20 protein-coding genes are annotated in these 19,749 nt (G+C 64.4%); 14 read left to right on the forward strand and 6 right to left on the reverse strand.

All coding sequences use genetic code 11. From position 1 onward, the window contains the following. The first annotated feature begins 47 nt into the window (after window positions 1–47). From ACQY4K_RS12680 to ACQY4K_RS12695, 4 genes are all read left to right on the forward strand, one after another. Window positions 48–2,492: a TonB-dependent receptor plug domain-containing protein gene (locus ACQY4K_RS12680; RefSeq protein WP_428390563.1), complete on the forward strand. Its 2,445-nt coding sequence runs from the start codon at window positions 48–50 to the stop codon at window positions 2,490–2,492. 72 nt (window positions 2,493–2,564) lie between these two features. Continuing rightward, window positions 2,565–2,915: a nitrile hydratase gene (locus ACQY4K_RS12685; protein ID WP_428390564.1), complete on the forward strand. Its 351-nt coding sequence runs from the start codon at window positions 2,565–2,567 to the stop codon at window positions 2,913–2,915. Continuing rightward, the gene (locus tag ACQY4K_RS12690) at window positions 2,912–3,187 is read left to right on the forward strand and encodes an SH3-like domain-containing protein (RefSeq protein ID WP_428390565.1); all 276 of its coding nucleotides are present in this window, start codon (window positions 2,912–2,914) and stop codon (window positions 3,185–3,187) included. Before ACQY4K_RS12685 ends, ACQY4K_RS12690 begins: the two co-directional genes overlap by 4 nt. Continuing rightward, window positions 3,184–3,762 (forward strand): nitrile hydratase subunit alpha, encoded by a 579-nt coding sequence (locus ACQY4K_RS12695; RefSeq protein ID WP_428390566.1) that lies wholly within the window; start codon window positions 3,184–3,186, stop codon window positions 3,760–3,762. The genes ACQY4K_RS12690 and ACQY4K_RS12695 overlap by 4 nt, the downstream gene beginning before the upstream one ends. A 16-nt stretch (window positions 3,763–3,778) precedes the next feature. Here the strand turns inward: ACQY4K_RS12695 and ACQY4K_RS12700 are convergent, their stop codons facing one another. The 3 genes from ACQY4K_RS12700 to ACQY4K_RS12710 all read right to left on the reverse strand — a co-directional run bounded on the left by ACQY4K_RS12700 (window position 3,779) and on the right by ACQY4K_RS12710 (window position 6,943). Then, window positions 3,779–4,459, reverse strand: coding sequence for an aspartate/glutamate racemase family protein (locus ACQY4K_RS12700; protein WP_428390567.1), 681 nt, complete (start codon window positions 4,457–4,459; stop codon window positions 3,779–3,781). A 20-nt stretch (window positions 4,460–4,479) separates the two neighbouring features. Continuing rightward, window positions 4,480–5,835: a UDP-glucose dehydrogenase family protein gene (locus tag ACQY4K_RS12705; RefSeq protein WP_428396107.1), complete on the reverse strand. Its 1,356-nt coding sequence runs from the start codon at window positions 5,833–5,835 to the stop codon at window positions 4,480–4,482. Window positions 5,836–5,929: 94 nt separating this feature from the next. Continuing rightward, window positions 5,930–6,943, reverse strand: a complete 1,014-nt coding sequence (locus ACQY4K_RS12710) for a UDP-glucuronic acid decarboxylase family protein (protein ID WP_428390568.1) — start codon at window positions 6,941–6,943, stop codon at window positions 5,930–5,932. Window positions 6,944–7,189: 246 nt separating this feature from the next. On the opposite strand from ACQY4K_RS12710, the gene ACQY4K_RS12715 reads away from it, so the two are divergent. From ACQY4K_RS12715 to ACQY4K_RS12750, 8 genes are all read left to right on the forward strand, one after another. After that, a complete protein-coding gene (locus ACQY4K_RS12715) occupies window positions 7,190–8,452 on the forward strand; it encodes a glycosyltransferase family A protein (protein WP_428390569.1) in 1,263 nt (420 codons plus the stop codon). Beyond that, window positions 8,337–9,233: a glycosyltransferase gene (locus tag ACQY4K_RS12720; protein WP_428396109.1), complete on the forward strand. Its 897-nt coding sequence runs from the start codon at window positions 8,337–8,339 to the stop codon at window positions 9,231–9,233. Before ACQY4K_RS12715 ends, ACQY4K_RS12720 begins: the two co-directional genes overlap by 116 nt. A gap of 80 nt (window positions 9,234–9,313) precedes the next feature. Beyond that, window positions 9,314–10,306, forward strand: coding sequence for a UDP-glucose 4-epimerase GalE (galE, locus tag ACQY4K_RS12725; protein ID WP_428390570.1), 993 nt, complete (start codon window positions 9,314–9,316; stop codon window positions 10,304–10,306). 201 nt (window positions 10,307–10,507) lie between these two features. Continuing rightward, window positions 10,508–11,293: an MlaE family ABC transporter permease gene (locus tag ACQY4K_RS12730; protein WP_428390571.1), complete on the forward strand. Its 786-nt coding sequence runs from the start codon at window positions 10,508–10,510 to the stop codon at window positions 11,291–11,293. Continuing rightward, window positions 11,290–12,063 (forward strand): ABC transporter ATP-binding protein, encoded by a 774-nt coding sequence (locus tag ACQY4K_RS12735; protein WP_428390572.1) that lies wholly within the window; start codon window positions 11,290–11,292, stop codon window positions 12,061–12,063. The genes ACQY4K_RS12730 and ACQY4K_RS12735 overlap by 4 nt, the downstream gene beginning before the upstream one ends. Continuing rightward, window positions 12,064–13,467 carry a DNA repair protein RadA gene (gene radA / locus ACQY4K_RS12740; protein WP_428390573.1) on the forward strand — a complete coding sequence of 468 codons (1,404 nt, stop codon included), beginning with the start codon at window positions 12,064–12,066 and terminating at the stop codon, window positions 13,465–13,467. Between the two features lie 5 nt (window positions 13,468–13,472). Beyond that, entirely contained in the window at window positions 13,473–14,222 is a 750-nt protein-coding gene (locus tag ACQY4K_RS12745) for an alpha/beta hydrolase (RefSeq protein WP_428390574.1), read from the forward strand. Window positions 14,223–14,518: 296 nt separating this feature from the next. Beyond that, window positions 14,519–15,226 (forward strand): DUF2971 domain-containing protein, encoded by a 708-nt coding sequence (locus ACQY4K_RS12750; protein ID WP_428390575.1) that lies wholly within the window; start codon window positions 14,519–14,521, stop codon window positions 15,224–15,226. 231 nt (window positions 15,227–15,457) lie between these two features. Here the strand turns inward: ACQY4K_RS12750 and ACQY4K_RS12755 are convergent, their stop codons facing one another. Next, window positions 15,458–15,973, reverse strand: coding sequence for a hypothetical protein (locus ACQY4K_RS12755; protein ID WP_428390576.1), 516 nt, complete (start codon window positions 15,971–15,973; stop codon window positions 15,458–15,460). A gap of 399 nt (window positions 15,974–16,372) precedes the next feature. Between ACQY4K_RS12755 and ACQY4K_RS12760 the strand changes: the two genes are divergently transcribed. Further along, a complete protein-coding gene (locus ACQY4K_RS12760; protein ID WP_428396111.1) occupies window positions 16,373–16,714 on the forward strand; it encodes an ABC transporter substrate-binding protein in 342 nt (113 codons plus the stop codon). Window positions 16,715–16,790: 76 nt separating this feature from the next. On the opposite strand, the gene ACQY4K_RS12765 is transcribed toward ACQY4K_RS12760, so the two are convergent. Then, complete coding sequence (locus tag ACQY4K_RS12765; protein WP_428390577.1) at window positions 16,791–17,279, reverse strand: RES family NAD+ phosphorylase; 489 nt, start codon at window positions 17,277–17,279, stop codon at window positions 16,791–16,793. Continuing rightward, window positions 17,276–17,797 carry an antitoxin Xre/MbcA/ParS toxin-binding domain-containing protein gene (locus ACQY4K_RS12770; protein WP_428390578.1) on the reverse strand — a complete coding sequence of 174 codons (522 nt, stop codon included), beginning with the start codon at window positions 17,795–17,797 and terminating at the stop codon, window positions 17,276–17,278. The genes ACQY4K_RS12765 and ACQY4K_RS12770 overlap by 4 nt, the downstream gene beginning before the upstream one ends. 1,014 nt (window positions 17,798–18,811) lie before the next feature. On the opposite strand from ACQY4K_RS12770, the gene ACQY4K_RS12775 reads away from it, so the two are divergent. After that, entirely contained in the window at window positions 18,812–19,666 is an 855-nt protein-coding gene (locus ACQY4K_RS12775) for an Fpg/Nei family DNA glycosylase (RefSeq protein ID WP_428390579.1), read from the forward strand. Window positions 19,667–19,749 lie beyond the last annotated feature (83 nt).

Genomic DNA, 19,749 nt, shown 5'->3' on the forward strand with positions numbered 1-19,749 from the left:
CAGGACAACGGAACGTGCGCGGCACGAACCAGGACGGAGACGGACGCATGCACCAACGGAATCTGGGTGGCTTGAAGCGGTTTCTGCTGTTATCGGCGTGCCCGCTCGCCGTTGCCGTCGCTCATGCTGCCGCGGTCGCCCAGACGGCGGTGTCGACCGCACCAGCCACCGCGAAGCCGGCGAAAGCACAGACTCGCAAGCCTCCATCGTCGCTGGCCAATACCGGCGAGTCCGTGATCGTGACCGGTACCCGCAGCCTTGGCACCAAGGCGCGCAATAGCACCAGCCCGATTGACGTGATTACGGCGACCACGCTGCACCGCACCGGCGAGCCGAATCTCGCCGCCGCCCTGGTGAAGACCGATCCCTCGATCAACGCCGCCGCGGAGGGCGCCGATACCGCCGATCTCACCTCAGCCCTGGTGCTGCGCGGCCTAAACCCAAACGATACGCTGGTGCTGATCGACGGCAAGCGACGCAACGGCACCGCCAACATCACCGCCGACGCGGGCCCGGAGCAGGGTGCGACTCCGGTCGACATCAACATGATTCCGGCGGCCGCGATCGACCATATCGAAGTCCTGCGTGACGGCGCCGCCGCGCAGTACGGCTCTGACGCCATCGCCGGCGTGATCAACGTCATCATGAAGAAATCCGACCACGGCACCGAGGGCAACGCGCTCACCGGTGCCAACGCCTATAACGGCGACGGCTGGCAATATCAGCTCAATGCGGACCAGGGTGCGGCGTTCGGCAACGACGGCTACGTCCATATTGGGGGTGCGCTGTACCATACCGATCATTTCATCACCCGTGCCATCGACGACCGCACCGGGCGTCCCGACAATCCCATTACCGGCCTGCCGGAGGAGACACGCGAGACGCTCAGCCTGGATTTCGGCAAGACGCTGCTCCCGGGGATTGAGGGCTACGGGCTGATCACCTACGGCCATCGCCATGCCGAGGCATTCGAGAACTACCGCTTGCCAACGATCCTGCCGCAGCTCTATCCATTCGGCTTCACCCCGATCGAGACCGACGAGGAGAACCAATACTCCGCGACACTCGGCATCAGGGGCGACGATTTCTTCGGCTTTCGCTGGGACATCAGCAGCACCTACGGCGCCGATGAGGTCGGTATCGGCAATAAGGACACCGGCAACCCGAACCTGTATGCGGCTACCGGCTTCAGCCCGACGGATGCCTTCGCCGAGGGCCTGCGCAATGGCCAGTGGACCAACACCGTCGACCTCTCCAGGCCGATGCATATCATTACACTCCCATTTGTGTTCTCGCTTGGTGCCGAGCAGCGTTACGAGAGCTACGACATCACCGCCGGCAATCCCGCCTCCTATCAGCTCGGTGGCACCCAGGGCTTCGGCGGCCTGCTGCCGGCGAATGCCGGGCACTTCAATCGCGACGTCTGGGCCGGCTATATCGACGGCGACCTGCATCCGCTGCCGCAATGGGACATCGATCTCGCCGGACGCTTCGAGCACTACACGGATTCCGGCAACACCGAGACCGGCAAGATCTCCAGCCGCTACAACTTTACCAAATATTTCGCGATCCGCGGCACGGTCAGCAACGGCTTCCGGGCGCCGACCCTCGCCGAGGAGCATTTCAGCGCCCTGAACGTCTCTCCGACCGGCGCCAGCGGCGATCTGGCGGTGAGTTCCGCCGCCGCCGCCCTGCTCGGCGCGGTGCCGCTGAAGCCGGAGCGGTCAACCAATGCCAGCGGCGGCATCGTCATGGAGCCGATCCGCGATCTCAGCATCACCGCCGACGTCTACCAGATCGACATCCGTGACCGCATCATCGGCGGCGGCAACTATAACGGTCCGCTCGCGATCGAGGCGATCGCGCTGACCGGAGCGGTGCTGCCATCAAATATCGGCGGCAACGACGTCTCCGCCTTCTACTTCTCGAATGGCGCCAGCACACGCACCCAGGGCGCCGATATCAACATCCATTATTTCACCAATCTCGAAAAGTACGGCACCATCAACTGGACCGCCGGAATTGATCTCAACCGCACCCGGCTGCGCCACCTCAGCAATGACACCAACGGCAAACCGCTGCTCAGCGCTGCCGGCGTCGCGAACCTGACCACTGAGTTTCCACGTAGCAAGATCCTGCTCGACGCATTCTGGCGAATCGGCAGGTGGGACGTGAATGTGCGCCAGACACGCTACGGCGAGACCAAGGGAGAGGAGCAATATACCGATCTCGCACCACCGGATTTGCAGTTCTCCAACACGGTGTATCTGCCGTTCGTGAACACGCCGCGCTGGCTCACCGACCTTGAGGTCGGCTACAGCATCACGCCGCACTGGCATATCGCCATCGGCGGCAACAACCTGTTCAACATCCGGCCGCGGCTATTGCCGCTGGTGACCAACTATCTCGGCTCCAATCCCTACGACCAGACATCACAGCAGGTGCCGATCTCGGGCGGCTTCTATTACGGTAGGATCAACTTCACGTTCTAGCCAGTGGGATGCACGTGCGATCGCGGGTAAGGTCTCGCCGGTCCGATTCAGCCGGGCCGTTTCGACTGGATTATGGCAGTGTCCGACGAGCACGAGAAAAGCAACGAGGCCCATCCCGGCCGCGCCCATCACGATATCGGTGGCGTCAGCCGCTTTTGCTGCATGCCGATCGATACCGAGCCGCACGCGCTCACCGGCTTCGACCTCCGGGTCGACGCCTTGCGCCAATTGCTGTCCGCCAAGGGGCTGATGACGGTGGACGAGCTGCGTCGCGGCATCGAGGCGATCCCGGAGGCCCAATATCACGCGCTCTCCTACTACCAGCGCTGGATGCGCTCCATCACCGCGACCCTGTTGCGTCGGGGCGTCATCGACGAGGCAGCACTGCACGAGCGCCTCGCGCGGCAGGGCACGCCGAGATGATGTCCGCCGGCACCAGGGTGCGCGTTCGAGACGCCTGGCCGGAGCTGGACGGTCCTGTGCATATCCGAACGCCGCACTATGTGCGCGGCCGCACCGGCACCGTCCTCGCTTGCCTCGGCAGGTTTCCCGATCCCGAGGACATCGCCTTCAACCGACCGGCGCCGCTGCTGCCGCTCTACCATGTCGGTTTCAGCCTCGAAGAGCTGTGGGGCGCTCCGAGCCCGGACTCTCTCCTCGTCGAGATCTACGGCCCCTGGCTGGAACACGCATGATGACGCTGCTGGACGAGGGCCTGTACGAGGCCGTGACGTACCTGCTGGCGGAAGCCTTGATCGTCACCGCGGTCGAAATCGAGGAGCGCGTCGCACTCACCGACCGCGCGTCGCCGCAACAGGGGGCGCGCATGGTCGCGAAAGCCTGGGTGGATGCGGACTACCGCGCGCTGCTGTTGCGCGACGGCACCGCGGCGGCCGAGGCGCTCGGCATTGCCATGCTCGGCCTGCCGCCGCTCGGCGTTCTGGAGAACCAACCCGGTCTGCATCATCTGGTCGTGTGCACGCTTTGCAGCTGCTACCCACGCGCGGTGCTCGGCACTCCGCCGTTCTGGTTCAAGTCCGCCGCCTATCGCGCGCGCGCCGTGCGCGACCCGCGCGGGGTGCTGGCGGAATGGAACACGACACTGCCGGACGACACCCGCGTGCGGGTCGTCGACAGCACCGCGGATTACCGCTGGATGGTCCTGCCGATGCGGCCGGAGGGCACCGAGGCTCTGTCGGAAGACGTGCTGGCCACGTTGGTCGACGAGGGCGACATGATCGGCGTGACGCTGCCGCGCGCTCCGGTCTGATCCGGCCGGTGCCGGACTACCCAGCGGCCAGCCTGACGATCTGGTCAATGTGCAGTCGCGCGACATCCAGGAACGGGAAATCAGGAGGTGTTTTGGCATAGAACGAAGACAGGTCGGTCCCGGCAAGCAGGATGGTTTGCGCCCCGTGGTCGTCAAGCAGCCCATGCGCCACCCGGCTCAGCGCGTCGGTTTCCGGCTGGGTTCCTCGTTTTCCTTCAAGGGCGATTCGATTATAGGTCTCGTGCACGAATTCGAGGGTGGACGCGTCCATCGGCATCGCCATTGCCTCCGGCACCGCGCCGAACACGTTCGTCTGCACCACCGCCCGGTTTCCGAACACCGCCACGCGACCATGCAGCCCGGATGCGCACAGCTTGGCCGCAATCGCTTCGAGCACATTGGCGATCGGGACGCGGGCAATCCTGGACAGCTCGGCGATCGCAAAATGCGGGGCGACCGCGGTGACGGCAACGATGCCGCAGCCGGCGTCGGATAGCGCGTTTGCCAGGCTGCCGAGATAGTCACCAAGGCCAGCCGCGTCCCGCGCATTGACGAAGGACAGCACGCGGCTGATGTCCGCGTGCGCCAGGATGAGCTCAAGCGGCTCCCCACGCGCCCGATACCGTTGCATAAGCTGCTCGTAGTAGAAAATGCCCGCCCGAAAGGCGAGGCCGCCGATGAGCCCGATCTTCGGCAACCTTCGTCCTCCCGTTGTGTCTATCCCGCCTGTACCTGCCCCGCCCTCGATGCGGGCAGGCGTCTCGGCCGGCCGATCGAGCTGTAGTCCATGTCCGCGTCCGCCATTGCCGCCGGGTCATAGACGTTGCGCAGGTCGATGATAATGCGGCCGCGCATCAGTTCCTTGAAGCGTGACGGCGGGATCGCGCGAAACTCGTTCCACTCCGTCACCAGGATCACCGCATCAGAGCCGCGGGCGGCGTCAGGCGCGTCGGTGCACCAGGTGATGCGGCCCTCGGCCAGGCCTTGCGGCAGGCAGCTGCGTGCCGCCTCCATGCCGACAGGATCGAAGGCGCGCAGGTTGGCGCCGTTCTCCAGCAGCCGGTGGATGATCGGCACCGACGGCGCATCGCGCATATCGTCGGTTTCCGGCTTGAAGGTGAGGCCGAGGATGGCGATCGTCTTGCCGCGCACGGTGCCGCCGCAGGCGGACATGATCCGCGCCCCCATGCTCGCCTTGCGGGCGTCGTTGACCTGTACCGTGGCTTCGACCAGGCGCGACGAGGCGCCGGCCTCCTGGGCGATGCGCATCAGCGCCAACGTGTCCTTGGGAAAGCACGAGCCGCCATAGCCGGCGCCGGCATGCAGGAACTTGCGCCCGATGCGGCCGTCGAGGCCGATCCCCCGCGCCACGTCATGCACGTTGCCGCCGACGCGCTCGCACAGATCCGCCATCTCGTTGATAAAGGAGATCTTCATCGCCAGGAACGAGTTGGCCGCGTATTTGATCAGCTCCGAGGTCTCGAGACTGGTGAACAGGATCGGCGCCTCAATGAGATAGAGCGGCCGATACAGCCGGCGCATCACCTCGTGCGCGCGTTCGCTGTCGTCGGTGCCGATGACGACGCGGTCCGGCCGCATGAAGTCGCCGATCGCGCTGCCTTCGCGCAGGAACTCGGGATTGGAGGCGACATCAAAGGCGAGGTCAGGGCGGGCGAGGCGGACGATCTCGCTGATCTTGCGGCTGGTGCCGACCGGCACCGTCGACTTGGTGACGATGACGCCGTACGCAGACATCGCGTGGGCCACCTGCTCGGCGGCGGCGAACACGTAGGTCAGGTCGGCATGGCCGTCGCCGTTGCGCGGCGGCGTGCCGACGGCGATGAAGATTGCCTCCGCACCCTCTACCGCCTGGGCGATGTCGTCGCCGAACGAGAGTCGCCCGGCCGCGATGTTGTCGGCCACCAGCCGGTCCAGGCCCGGCTCGTAGATCGGGATCTTGCCCTCACGAAGGGACGCGAGGCGCCCCGGATGGCTCTCCACCACCGCCACCTCGACGCCGAATTCGGCGAAGCAGGCGCCGGAAACCAGGCCGACATAGCCGCCGCCGATCATTGCAATGCGCACAGGTCACTCCATCTCGGCCGCCGCCCCGCTCATCGTGCTCGTCAGGCGGTGGCTTCTCTGTGCCCGGTTTGCAGGTCTAATTTCAAGAGCGACTGGACTTCAGCCCCGCCTTCAGCAGAGCGTCGAAATACTCGATGGTCCGACGCAGCCCCTCGTCGAGCCCGACCGTGGGGGTCCAGCCGAGGAGTTCGCGGGCCCTGGTGATGTCTGGACAGCGCTGCATCGGATCGTCCTGCGGCAAGGGACGAAAGACGATCCGGCTCGACGAGGCGGTCAGCGCCAACACGCGCTCAGCCAGTCCGCGCACCGGAATTTCGTGCGGATTGCCCAGGTTGATTGGACCAGTCACGCCGTCGTCGCTGGCCATAAGCCGCAGAAAGCCCTCGATCAGGTCGCTCGCATAACAGAAGGCGCGGGTCTGGTTACCATTGCCATAGAGGGTGATGTCCTCGCCACGCAACGCCTGGATGATGAAGTTCGACACCACGCGGCCGTCATTGGGGTGCATGCGCGGGCCGTAGGTATTGAAGATGCGGGCTACCTTGATGCGCAGGCCGTGCTGGCGCCGGTAGTCGAAGAACAGCGTCTCGGCGCACCGTTTGCCCTCGTCGTAGCAGGCGCGCGGACCGAGCGGATTGACGTTGCCGCGGTAGTCCTCTGTCTGCGGATGCACCGTCGGGTCGCCGTAGACCTCGCTGGTCGAGGCCTGGAACACCCGCGCTCCGGTACGCCGGGCGATGCCCAGCACGTTGATTGCGCCCATCACGCTGGTCTTGGTGGTCTGCACCGGATCGAACTGGTAGTGCACGGGGGAGGCGGGGCAGGCCAGATTGAAGATCTCGTCGACCTCGACGTGCAGCGGCAGGGTGACGTCGTGGCGCATCACCTCGAAATTGGGGGCGGCCAGCAGGTGCGCGATGTTGTCACGACGGCCGGTGAAGTAATTGTCGACGCACAACACGTCGTGGCCGTCCGCAACCAATCGGTCGCACAGATGCGATCCCAGGAAGCCCGCGCCTCCCGTTACGAGGACACGTTTTCTGACCGGCTGTGCTATCATTCCATTCCCATACCGCAAACTGCCAGGATAAGCCATAGAGCGGTCGCGGCACGTAGAAGAAGTTTATAATGCCGCGCAAGTATTACCCGAAAATCGGTCATACAACTTTTGGTTGTGCTCTAAATTAACGAACCATTTATATACATTCTTGCGTTCGTGATTGGACAGCTGGCGGAGTTATCGCTAACCCGTGATAGCGACTTCGATGATGAACCAAGAGGAACGACGCAAGCCTCGCGCGCGTCGCATACGGCTACCATCGTTTCCGAACCACAGGACATCATGGGCACAAAAAACCGGCTTCCTGGCTCCTTCGCCGTGGTCATCACGAGCTATAATTATCGACGCTACGTGATCGATGCCATAGAGAGCGTCAGATCGCAAACGCGCGCCCCCCGCCAGGTGATCGTGGTCGATGACGGTTCCACCGACGGGTCCGCCGAGCTTCTGCAAGCGCGCTACGCGGACAACCCACGCGTGACGCTGCTCTGTGGTCCCAATACGGGACAACTCGGCGCCTTTGCCCGCGGCGTGGCACACGCCGACGCGGATATCCTGGCCTTTCTGGATGCCGACGATCGCTGGTCCGACGATTACCTGGCTCAGATCGGCGCCCTGTATGACGGGCGCCCTGACGTCGACTTCGTATTCACCAACATCAACCTGTTCGGCGACGAGCACGGGGTGCATGGCTATGCCGACCGGCCGATCGATTTGGGCCAAACGGCGCTTGCGACCTGGATGACCGGCTGGTGGTACGGGGAGGCCACGTCCGCACTCAGCATGCGCAGGCCTTGGGCCGTCCGATCCCTGGACCTGCCCTCGACGTTCCAGCAGGCTTGGCGGCTCTCGGGGGATAATGCCCTGGTATTCGGAAGCAGCATTCTCGGCGCACGGAAATTTTTCCTGCCAACCGCGTCCGTGCAGTATCGTGTGCATGGCGCCAATGGCTGGTGGCATTCGCGCGAGCGCGAGCAGCTCTTCGAAAACCGGTTTCGCGCGCGCAGCCTGATCAATCATTATGCGCGCGAGATGGCGATGGATGGGCGCACGATGGAGCTGGTGAAGCAGGAGTTTCTCAGCAAACCCGATCCGTCACGCGACGAGGCAATCCGCTACGCCCTGATGGCGCTGCGCAGCGGCGTCTGGTTGCCGCAAAGATTATGGCGCGCTGCCTCGATCATGCGCCGCGCCGGTCCGACCGAGCGCCGGGCAGAGGATGCGGGATCGCCCGGTCGGGCAGGGGTGCAAGCACCCGCTGGCGTGAAGGCTGCCTGGAGGCCGCGCCACACCCCGCCCCACCTGAACTTGCCGGACACGCGGTTCGAGGCTAGGCATAATCCTCTGGTTTCGTTGCAGGTGATGTTTGGAGGTCGGCGCCGTGTCCAAGGTCTTTGCAATGGTGCTGACATACAACAGGAAGCAGCTGTTGCGGGACTGCCTGGCATCGCTGCGTGCTCAGAGCCGGCGCTGCGACCGCATCCTGGTCATCGACAATGCCAGCACCGACGGCACTGCCGAAATGCTCTCCTCGTTAGCCGATGATCAGGTGACGGCCTATTGTCTGCCAAACAATATCGGCGCCGCCGGCGGCTACAATGCAGGGATGCGGTTCGCCTACGAAATGGGCGCTGACTTCATCTGGGCGATGGACGATGACGTCATTGCCGACCCGGATGCGCTCGAACGTCTGCTCTCAGCGACCGATATCCTCCAGGCCCGCGACCTGAAAGCGCCTTTCGTGATCTCAACCGCACGTTCGGTGGACGGCGCGATTGCCGAGACGCCCGAAATCGACAAGCGGCCCAACTCAATTTCCTACGAACGCTGGTCAGAACTGCTCGAACACAAGATGGTGCCGGTCACCCGGTCGACCTTTCTGTCAATCCTGCTGCCGCGCACGACCCTGCAACAATATGGCCTGCCGCTGGCCTCGATGTTCATCTGGGGCGAAGATTCCGACTATACCTTTCGCATCACCAGCAAGGAGCCTGGCTGGCTGGTCGGCGACAGCCGGGTCGTCCATATCCGTGTGCTCGCAAGCAGGCTGGATATTCGCACCGAGAGCAATCCCGACCGGATCCGGTATCATTTCTACCACCTTCGCAACGACGTCTATCTCAAGCGTCGCTTCGATACGCCGCGCGCGATCGCCAGACAGGTCAGAAAGCAGATAAAACTGGCGCTCCAGCTCTGTCTTCGAGGCGATTTCAGCAGGGCCAAGATCGTGCTGCAAGGCACGCTCGCCGGCATGCGCTTCAACCCCGTCATCGAGGCCGCGGACGCGCCCTTCGACCGGACCGGCATTCGTGTCATAACGTCCTGATCGCGCATGCGATGCCTTTTTCGCCAGCAGCCGGACGCAATGTGCAATAATGCGCCGGCCGCAAGCGAAGGGTGCCCACGATGCAGCACAGGCGTTTCCTGGTCACCGGCGGCGCCGGCTATGTCGGTAGCCATGCGGTGTTGGCGCTGTGCGACCGTGGCGACGACGTGACCGTGCTCGACGATCTCTCCCTCGGGCACGCCGACGCAGTCCCGGACGGCGTGCGGCTGATCCAGGGTAGCCTCGCCGACGCCGCCCTCGTCGAGCGCGTGCTGGCCGAACCCTATGACGGGGTGCTGCATTTCGCCTCGCTCTCCCTGGTCGGCGAGAGCATGCAACAGCCGCTGCGCTATCTGATCGAGAATGCCGGCCTGGGCATGCGCCTGATCGACGCCTGCGTCCGGCACGGCATCCCGCGTTTCGTGCTGTCCTCCACCGCCGCCCTGTTCGGCGAGGCCGGCTCGGAGCCGATCCCCGAGGACGCAACCGTAGTGCCCGGCTCGCCCTACGGCGAGAGCAAGGCGATGCTCGAGCGCGCGCTGTTCTGGGCCGACCACATCCACGCCATGCGCTTCGCCTGCCTGCGCTACTTCAATGCCGCCGGCGCCGACCCCGAAGGCCGCGCCGGCGAGGACCACAACCCGGAAACCCACCTGATCCCGCTGGTGATCGACGCAGCCCTCGGTCGCCGGCCGGAGCTGACGGTCAACGGCGACGACTACGACACCCCGGACGGCACCTGCATCCGCGACTACGTCCATGTCAGTGATCTCGCCTCGGCGCACCTACTGGCACTGGAGCAGCTCGACCACGGCAGCGTCACCTACAATCTGGGCAACGGCAGCGGCCACTCGGTGCGCGACGTGATTGCCAGCGTCGAACGGGTCAGCGGCCGCAAGGTGCCGCATCGTATCGCCGAGCGACGCCCCGGCGATCCGCCCCGCCTCGTCGCCAGCAGCGACAAGCTCCGGCAGGAGACCGGCTGGAGCCCACGCTTCGCCGCTCTCGACGACATCGTCGCGACCGCGCTCGCCTGGCGCGAGGCGCGGCCGTATGGGTTTGGCAACCGCTAAGAGTAAGGCCAGAGGCTCTGCCTCTGGACTCCGCTGGGGCCTCAGGCCCCAGACCCCAATTCGGAAAAGTAAAGGATTCCAAAGGCTAGCCTTTGGCGGGGTCCAGGGGCAGCGCCCCTGGCCTTTCAGCGCGGGCGCGTTGCCGCTATAGGGCGTCGCGATGACTGATCCGGCCCGACGCATCCCGCCCTGCGCCCGCACGTGAGCTGGATTCTCTCTCTGATTGCCGGCCTGGGGGCCAACGCCCTTGGCTTGGTCCGCGGCGCGGGTCAGCTCGCGTTGTTCGGGCTCAACGGACTGTCGCATCTGGTGCGGCCGCCCTTCTACTGGCGCGCCTTTCTCGGCGCCTTCTTCGAGTTCGCCTATTTCTCGCTGCCGGTGGTGGCACTCACCGCGATCTTCTCCGGCATGGTGATCGCCCTGCAATCCTATACCGGCTTCGCCCGCTACAACGCGCAGAGTGCGATTGCCGGCATCGTCGTGCTGTCGGTGGTGCGCGAACTCGGCCCGGTGCTGGCCGGGCTGATGGTGGCAGGGAGGGTGGGCTCGGCGATGGCCGCCGAGATCGGCACCATGCGGGTCACCGATCAGATCGACGCGCTCGGCACGCTCTCCACCAACCCAATGAAATACCTGGTCGCCCCGCGCCTGCTCGCCGGCACCCTCGCATTGCCGCTGCTGGTGGTGGTCGCCGACATCCTCGGCGTCATGGGCGGCTTCATCGTCTCGGTGATCAAGCTCGGCTTCAGCCCGTCCGCCTATATCCTCAATACGTTCTCAATCCTGACACCGAACGACGTCATCGTGGGCCTGGCCAAGGCGGCGGTGTTCGGCTTCCTGATCGCTCTGATGGGCTGTTACAATGGCTATAACAGCCGCGGCGGCGCCCAGGGTGTGGGCTCGGCCACCACCGCGGCCGTGGTCGCCGCCTCGATCCTGGTGCTGGCGTTCGACTACATGCTCACCGAGATGTTCTTCTCGCGATGAGTGACACACCCAAGATACGTGTGCGCGGCCTGCATAAGGCGTTCGGCGACAAGCAGGTGCTCGACGGCATCGACCTCGACGTACCCGCCGGCACCTCCTTCGTGGTGATCGGCGGCTCCGGCAGCGGCAAGTCGGTGCTGCTGCGCTGCATCCTCGGCCTGATCACCCCTGATGCCGGCAGCATCGAGATCGACGGCGTCGATGTCGTGGGCCTCGGCCACAGCGCCCGCGAGGCGGTGAATGCGCGGATCGGCATGCTATTCCAGAACGGCGCCCTGTTCGACAGCCTGCCGGTCTGGGAGAACGTCGCCTTCGGGTTGCTGGCCCGCAATCGCATCGGCCGGCGGGCGGCGCGCGAGAAGGCGGCCGACGTGCTGGCCCAGGTCGGGCTCGACGCCAGCGTGGGCGCGATGTCGCCGGCGGAGCTCTCCGGCGGCATGCAAAAGCGCGTGGGCCTGGCGCGTGCGATTGCCGCCAGCCCGGAGATCCTGTTCTTCGACGAGCCGACCACCGGGCTCGATCCGATCATGGGGGCGGTGATCGACGGGCTGATCGTCGATTGCGTCAAGCGGCTCGGCAGCACCGCGATCGCGATCACCCACGACATGGCCTCCGCCTCACGCATCGGCGACGCCGCGGCGATGCTCTATCGTGGCAAGCTGGTCTGGCAGGGACCGGCCGCCTCGCTGCTGCACAGCGGCAACCCGATGGTCGAGCAGTTCACCCACGGCAGCCGGGAGGGGCCGATCAGCATGGAGCTGCGCCGCTAGATGAAGCGCTCAACCGGCGCGCGCTATGTCTGCCAATCCTGCGGCGCGGTGAGCCCGAAATGGAGCGGCCGCTGCGACGCCTGCGGCGAATGGAACACCATCATCGAGGAGCCGGCCGAGGCCCGCGCCACCGCCACCCGCACCGGCCGGGTCCGTCCCGGGCGGATCGAATTTGTAGGCCTCGAGGGCACGGCCGAGCCGCCACCCCGCGCGCGCACCGGCATCGACGAACTCGACCGCGTGCTGGGCGGCGGCCTGGTGCCGGCCTCGGCGGTGCTGGTCGGCGGCGATCCCGGCATCGGCAAGTCCACTTTGCTGCTGCAGGCGGCCTGCGCGATGGCCGCGAATGGCTCGCGCGTCCTCTACATCTCCGGCGAGGAGGCGGTCGACCAGTTGCGCCTGCGTGCGCGCCGCCTCGATTTGCGCGCACCGTCGCTCGAACTCGCCAGTGCGATCAACGTCACCGAGATCGCCGCCCACCTGGAGGGCGCGCGCGACGCGCTGCTGGTGGTGATCGACTCGATCCAGACGATGTGGCTCGACACCATCGACAGCGCGCCGGGCACCGTCAGCCAGGTGCGCGCCTGCGCCTTCGAGCTGATCCGGCTGGCGAAGTCGCGCGGCTTCGGACTGGTGCTGGTCGGCCACGTCACCAAGGACGGCGCGCTGGCCGGCCCGCGTGTGCTGGAGCACATGGTCGACGCGGTGCTGTATTTCGAAGGCGATCGCGGCCACCAGTTCCGCATCCTGCGCGCCGCCAAGAACCGCTTCGGCGCCACCGACGAGATCGGCGTTTTCGCGATGACCGACCGCGGGCTCGCCGAGGTCGCCAACCCGTCGGCGCTGTTCCTCGCCGAGCGGCGCGGCAACATCGCGGGCTCTGCGGTGTTCGCGGGCCTGGAGGGCACCCGCCCGGTGCTGCTGGAGGTGCAGGTGTTGCTGTCCGCGGCCGGCGGAGCCGCACCGCGACGCGCCGTCGTCGGCTGGGACAGTGCCCGTCTGGCGATGCTGCTGGCGGTGCTGGAGACGCGCTGCGGGCTCAAGCTCGCCGGCCAGGACGTCTATCTCAATGTCGCCGGCGGCCTGCGTATCAGCGAGCCCGCCGCCGACCTCGCAGTGGCGGCAGCCCTGGTCTCGGCGGCCACCGGCCAGCCGACCAGCGCCGGCGCGGTATATTTCGGCGAAGTCGGACTATCCGGCGAGGTGCGCCAAGTGGCCCAATCCGAGGCGCGGCTCAAGGAGGCGGCCAAGCTCGGCTTCGCGCAAGCCGTGCTGCCGCGCCGCATCGCCCGCGGCGGCGCGAGACTGGTCGCACCGGACGGCTTGCGCCTCGTCGAAATCGGGCATCTATCGGACCTGGTGGCGCTGTTCGCGCCGGAAACCCAAGCAACAATCGGGGAGTGACGCCGATGAGCGAGACGATCCTGCCGGGTGCCGAGCCGTTCCTGTTCGACGGCAGCCGGACCGGCGTGCTGCTGTCGCACGGCTTCACCGGCACCACCCAGAGCATGCGCCCCTTGGGCGAGCACTTGGCGCAGGCCGGCTACACCGTCTCAGCCCCGCGCTTGGCCGGCCACGGCACGTCCCCCGCCGACATGGCCACAACGGGCGCACGAGACTGGGTCGCCTCGATCGACACGGCGCTGGCCGACCTGCGCACCCGCTGTGACACGATCTTCATGGCCGGTCTGTCAATGGGCGGCACCCTGACCCTGCTCACCGCGGCGCGCCATGCCGACGTGATCCGCGGCATCATCCCGATCAACGCCGTAGTGCGGCAGGGCTCGCCCGAACGCGCCATGCTCGCCTTCGGCAGCGATCCGGCCCTGATGCTCCCCGGCATCGGCTCGGACATCAAGGCCCCGAACGTGCGCGAACTCGCCTATCCCGAAACTCCGGGGCGCTGCCTGGCCGAGCTCTACATGCTGACCGGTGTGACGCACGACCTACTCGGCCGGATCACCTGCCCGACCCTGGTGCTGCAATCGCGCGACGACCATGTCGTCGATCCATCGAACGCCAGGCTGATCGCGGGTGCGCTGGGGGCGGGGCGGGTAGAGCTGCGCTGGCTTGAGGACTCCTATCACGTGGCAACGCTCGATCACGACGCGCCGCTGATCGCCGAGTGGAGCTTGCAGTTTATCGCCTCGATCAAATAGCGTTGCAGTTTCAACGTTCTTGAATGACGCAACCGGACATACTCAGCCCATGTCTATCGCAGGCCGCTTTGCGCCTATCTCGCACGCACCACGAAACTCGGCCGCCGCCCGAAAGCAGACCTTGACTAACGGCGCCTCGTCCTGCGTGAAGCAAAATTTGGTCTGGATCCGGGCGCCGGGGCTATCAGACCACTCTTCGGCGGCAGGAAGTGAACATTTTTCCGCAAATTCGACTGACAATTTAAGGCGTGCTCCAATAAGTTAAGACCACCATACCGATAGATTTGTGAGGGATTATGGCCGAAGTACCATTACCAATCGTGCCTCCGCGGTTATATCGATATCGATCTTTAAACCGCAGCGAGAATGCAGTAGATCAGGAGATCGACTCCATTTTGAACAATTACCTGTATTGCTCATCGTTCCAGGGCATGAACGATCCGATGGAAGGGTTCTACCGTCCCAGCCAGCTTCTCGCAGGAAAAACTGATTATAAGAAAATCGTCCGCGAGATTACGAGTAGCAAGTCTAGCGTGGGCATCGCATGTTTCACCGAAACATACGAGAACGTTTTGATGTGGGCCCACTACGCGGGCAATTACACCGGTGTGTGCCTTTCATACTCCACCAGGGACCTACTTGCCGGGCTTCCACATCACGTGAATCTTGTCCGACTTGCCTATGCAGAGGAACCACCGCTCATATCTCCAAGCCACACGAGTAATGCCACAACCGCCGCAATCCGCATCCTCTCGCAGAAGAAATACAATTGGGCCTACGAGCGCGAGTGGCGTGTGCTGGGACCGGTCGGTCAAGTCAGGACCGGAAGCCTTCAGCCCGTGAAGCAGATATTCTTCGGCTCACGTGTCGACCTGTCCCATCGCCATCGAATTCTATCGAAAATTCAGGGTACGGCCGTCAAGGCTTATATGATGAATGTCGGTGGCTACGATCATAATTGGGAGCCGATCAATGCGGCTGCCAGAAGGAGAAAGACAGAATAAAGCTCGTCAGGATTCGTCCGCTTTCGGCCCCGGTGGAACGCAAGTAGTGGGCTCTGGTTCTCGGCTTACCAGCAAAGCCAATACGGTTTTGCAAAAATAGACGGCAGCTAGTTTTGGAACGCTCATTTCGTGTGGAAATACCAGAGATCCCAAGTTTCACAAGCGCCGTTTTACCGGTCCTGCCGTCCTATAGCTGCCATTCCGCTCCCGGCCAGGTTCTGAGCCGTTTAACTACGCCAAACTGGATCCCACTCCATCAACTGCCGCTCGTAGCTTCCGAAGGTTTGTACGGATCGAGTAGGTCGACTGGCCCCGCACGCCCCAGCGCTCTTTGAACTCAGCGACTGCTCCTCGATAGGCGGCATGCACTACCGGCGGTGCTACCGTGTCGTCCCAGGCGACACAGTAGGCCTCGGATGCCGACACTGTGTGCCTACTGAAATCGAACATCAGACTTTCCCCCCACCTGCTGAGTTGACGGGACTTGACCTCAATTCTTTCACCGAGCGGCCCGGTCAGATCAGAGCCGTTGTTGCTCCGGTTCGTTCGGCTTCCACCAATCAGGCGCGCGATGAGGTGCTCCGATAGTTCACCTAGCGCAGCGGACAGGGTTTCGCGACCGAGCAACGGCGAAGCAACTATGAGCTTGAGCGCCTCGCCGACTTCGACATGCTCCTTCAAGATCCGATTGAGATCCGCTGTGATGTCTTCCACGCTGAAGACCCTTTCAAGGCTGTCCAGGCTCATTCAGGTCGAACCGAAGGCTCTGCATTCTGCGTCTCCTCGCTGTGATGAGTCGGTCCACGTCTGGTCTATAATGCAGAGATGGATGGCCACTTCTTTCAGTCTACGCTCGATACCGGACAGTCCGCTCCCGGCCAGAAGCCGTCCCGGCGGCCAAGCAATCTGTCCCAGGCGGCTCGGAAGCGAAAGTTCAACCTGCTCCACTACTCTCGATCACGCCCGCTTGACTGCTCCGTAGCCCCCGTCCGAGCTTAGCGGAACGCCTCGGCAAGGGGTCAGTCCGGGGGGAATACGGAATACGCGCATGTCTCGCAACCGCATCGCAGCGACGGCCTTTGCCGCCTGCCTGAGCCTGCCTGAGCCTGCCTGAGCCTGCCTGAGCCTGCCTGAGCCTGCCTGAGCCTGCCGGGCGCAAGGGCCAGCGTTGCGGGCAGCGGCACAGCTACGGTCGGGGCCATCCTGCCCTTGTCGGGTCTGTTCTCCACCCTCGGGCCGCCCGAGCTTGACGCCATGCAGATGGCCATTGAGGCGATCAATTCCGGCGGCGGCTTCAAGGTGGCCGGCAAGCAGCACACGATCGCGGTGAAGGTGCTGGACGACGAGTCTGCCCCCGCGACCGTCGGCATCTCGGACTACCGCCAGCTCGTCGAGGTCGATCACGTCTCTGTCCCGGTTCTGGCCGACAACACCCGGATCTATGCCGCCCAGGTCCGGCGCGCTTCGTTGCCGGTGCTCAGTCCTTGATAAAGATTACACGAAAATCTGGGCACCAGGAAAGTCCGTGGCGAAAAGGACAAATCCTTAATCGGCTTACCGCTGCCTAGGCGGAGTGGTGCGTCAAGCGGGGATCGTAGAGCCAGCGGCGGGACTTTACGGCGCTGATAGTGGCGCTGTCCGGATGGGCCGGGTTGATCAGCACGGAACACTCCTCCGGCACGATGGTCGAGGGGATCACCAGAACCGCCGAGTTTCCGCTCCGCAACCATCCCACGCCAAAGACGATGCTCGTGCGGCTTGCCGGCTCGGCATCCCAGCCTACGGGCAGGCTCGTCGCGGTCTCCCGCCGTGCGTTAGCCCAGACCGGATCAGGTATCGAAATCTCGACCAGGTAGCGGTTGAACGGAAGGCCGCCCGCGGCGAGGTGTATCAGCGTTTCAAGACATGCGAGCGATCGGTTTTCCGCAGCATAGACCACCGCAAGCCCCTTTTCGTTCCAGCGACCGCCCGTGATCTCCGCGCCTTTTCCGCTAAGATCATTCGCCTCATAGGCCGGTGTGTCCATGCCGATCCGATAAGCGATCCTGCTCAAGCGTAGGCGCCGCTCTGCATTTGCGAGAGCACCTGCGAGACCAACGCCTGACCCGTCATCGTGTTCATGAGGTCCAGCGGACGGGCACCACCCAGCGCTGGCACCGGCGCGCTCATCCACGCCGACAACCAGGCCGAAGCATTGAAACCTTCTGGGTTTCCAGATTCCCGAACCATCGTCTGTACTTGCCCAAGCAGGCGACCTACCCCCAACACACGCTCGCCTTCGGCAAGGGAAAGAGAGGCGTTGGTCTTGGCCTTCCGGTTTACCGTCGCCGCTGGGATTTGCAGCGCACTCAATGCTTCACCCCGCGGAACGCGCAATTGATCGAGGATGATCTTTGCGTCACGAGCACCAATCCCACTTTTGACCCACTCGACCTGCGTCAAGACAGGCGCCGTGTAGAGGGTGACAAATCCCTCTTCAGTCGGCTTGAACCGCGCAAACAATCGGCCATCCTTGGCGATCAGATTGATCTTGGGACCGCGGCGCACCGTCACTTTCCCTTTGGCAGTCAACGCTTGCTTGCCTCTCTTCCTTGTGGACTGCGGGCTTTTTTCCCGCCTGAAAGGCCTTTTGATCCGCCTCGGGAGATGGTCTGAGCGCGCGTCATTGATTGCTCCTTTGAGCAAAATATATGCTCAATCGATTGACGTCTGCAAGTGTGGTCCCAGCTCGGTCTCAGCGCGACTGCATGAACAAAAGACGGCTGCCTCCACCTGCGAGACTTATGCCCGCTTTTTCCAGTTATCCTCGCCACACCGGACCGGCCGCTCTCGGCCAGGGCGTTCTGCTCACCAATTCCTGCGTCCCCTGAGCTGCAATCCCGCGGCTTAGGAGACGGATTATGGAGCGCGTGCTATCAGGAAGTCTGCCAACAACCAGTCGACCGGTAGTGCCGTGGAACAAGGGTGCCTTCGTCGGGCCTGAACCGCCGCTGAAACCCAGGCAGGTTTGGTCTATCCGCCTCAACCTTCAGCGAGAGAGCCGGATCAGGGACCTCGCCATGTTTGACCTCGCCATCGCTAGCAAGCTGCGCGGGTGTCACCTGGTGCAGCTACGCATCGGTCAGCTCATGACCAACGCCGCTGCTCGGCACCGGGCAACGATTGTCCAGCAGAAAACCCCGAAAGCCGATACAGTTCGAGCTTACCGACGAGACGCGAGAGAGCCTGATCGCCTGGCTCACGCACCGCGGGGGCGATCTACAGGCTTACGTATTTCCCAGCCGCACAAGACGGTGCCGATCACATCAGTGCGCGCGACTATGCCCGATTGGTGGGTGATTGGGTTGAGAGCGTCGGCCTGGGACGCCTGGCCTACGGCACCCGTAGCCTGCGCCGGACAAAGGTGGCGCTGATCTACAAGCGGACAGGCAATCTGCGGGCCGTGCAGATCCTGCTTGGCCATACCAAGCTTGAGAGTACGGTGCGTTACCTGGGGGTGGATGCCGAGGACGCGCTAACTCTGTCAGAGGCTACTGAGGTTCAGGCGGGCAGGTTGCGCCAGGCCAGACCGGCGAAAGGGAGTGGATGCCTGAAGGACATACGGTGCACCGGCTTGCGGGCGCGTTCGCGGCGCGGTTCGTCGGCAAGACAGTGCAGGCGAGCAGTCCGCAGGGACGGTTTGCAGACGGCGCGGCGCTGCTGGACGGGCGGGTGCTGCGGGCGACCGAAGCGCACGGCAAGCAGATGTTCCTGATGTTCTCCGGCGAGCATTGGCTGCGGGTTCATCTGGGGCTGTATGGGATGTGGCGGTTCGCCGGGCCGGGACTGGCGGGTTTCGGGCGTCGTGTGTCGCGGCTTGCCGCGCGTGAGGAGGTCCTGTTTCCGCCGGAGCCTCGGGGGTTGGTGCGGTTGCGGCTGCTGACGCAGAGCAACGTGGCCGATCTGAGCGGGCCCACGGCGTGCGTGGTGCTCTCGTCTGCAGAGAAAGCGGTCGCGATGCAGCGGCTGGGCGAAGATCCCTTGCGTGACGATGCCGATCCGCGGCGGGCGTTCACCAAGGTCCATGCGTCGCGCTCGGCAGTTGGACTGTTGCTGATGCGGCAGGACATCGTGGCGGGGATCGGCAACATCTATCGCGCGGAGGTCCTGTTTCGGGCGCGGCTCGATCCGCATCGGCCCGGACGGGAGATCTCGGCGGCGGTTTGGGACGCGCTGTGGACGGATCTCGCGGCGCTGCTGCAAGACGGGGTTGAGACCGGCCGGATCGTGACGACCGAACCCGAGCACCGGGGGCGTGCTTCGGGCAAGATACGCAGGCAGGATGCGAGCTACGTGGCGCATCGGGCGGGGCGGCCCTGTCGGGTGTGCGGGACGCCGGTGCTGGCCGAGCCGATGGCGGGGCGGACGCTATACTGGTGCCCGATGTGTCAGACCGGATAGGAGGCGCGACTGAGTGGGTGACGTCGGAGTCAACGCCCGCTTTGACGCGAAAGCGGACATTCAGCTTGGTCTACCGCGATCGG

Origin of the sequence: Lichenicoccus sp., from assembly GCF_965276875.1 — a bacterium.
In the GTDB taxonomy this organism is placed as follows: domain Bacteria; phylum Pseudomonadota; class Alphaproteobacteria; order Acetobacterales; family Acetobacteraceae; genus Lichenicoccus.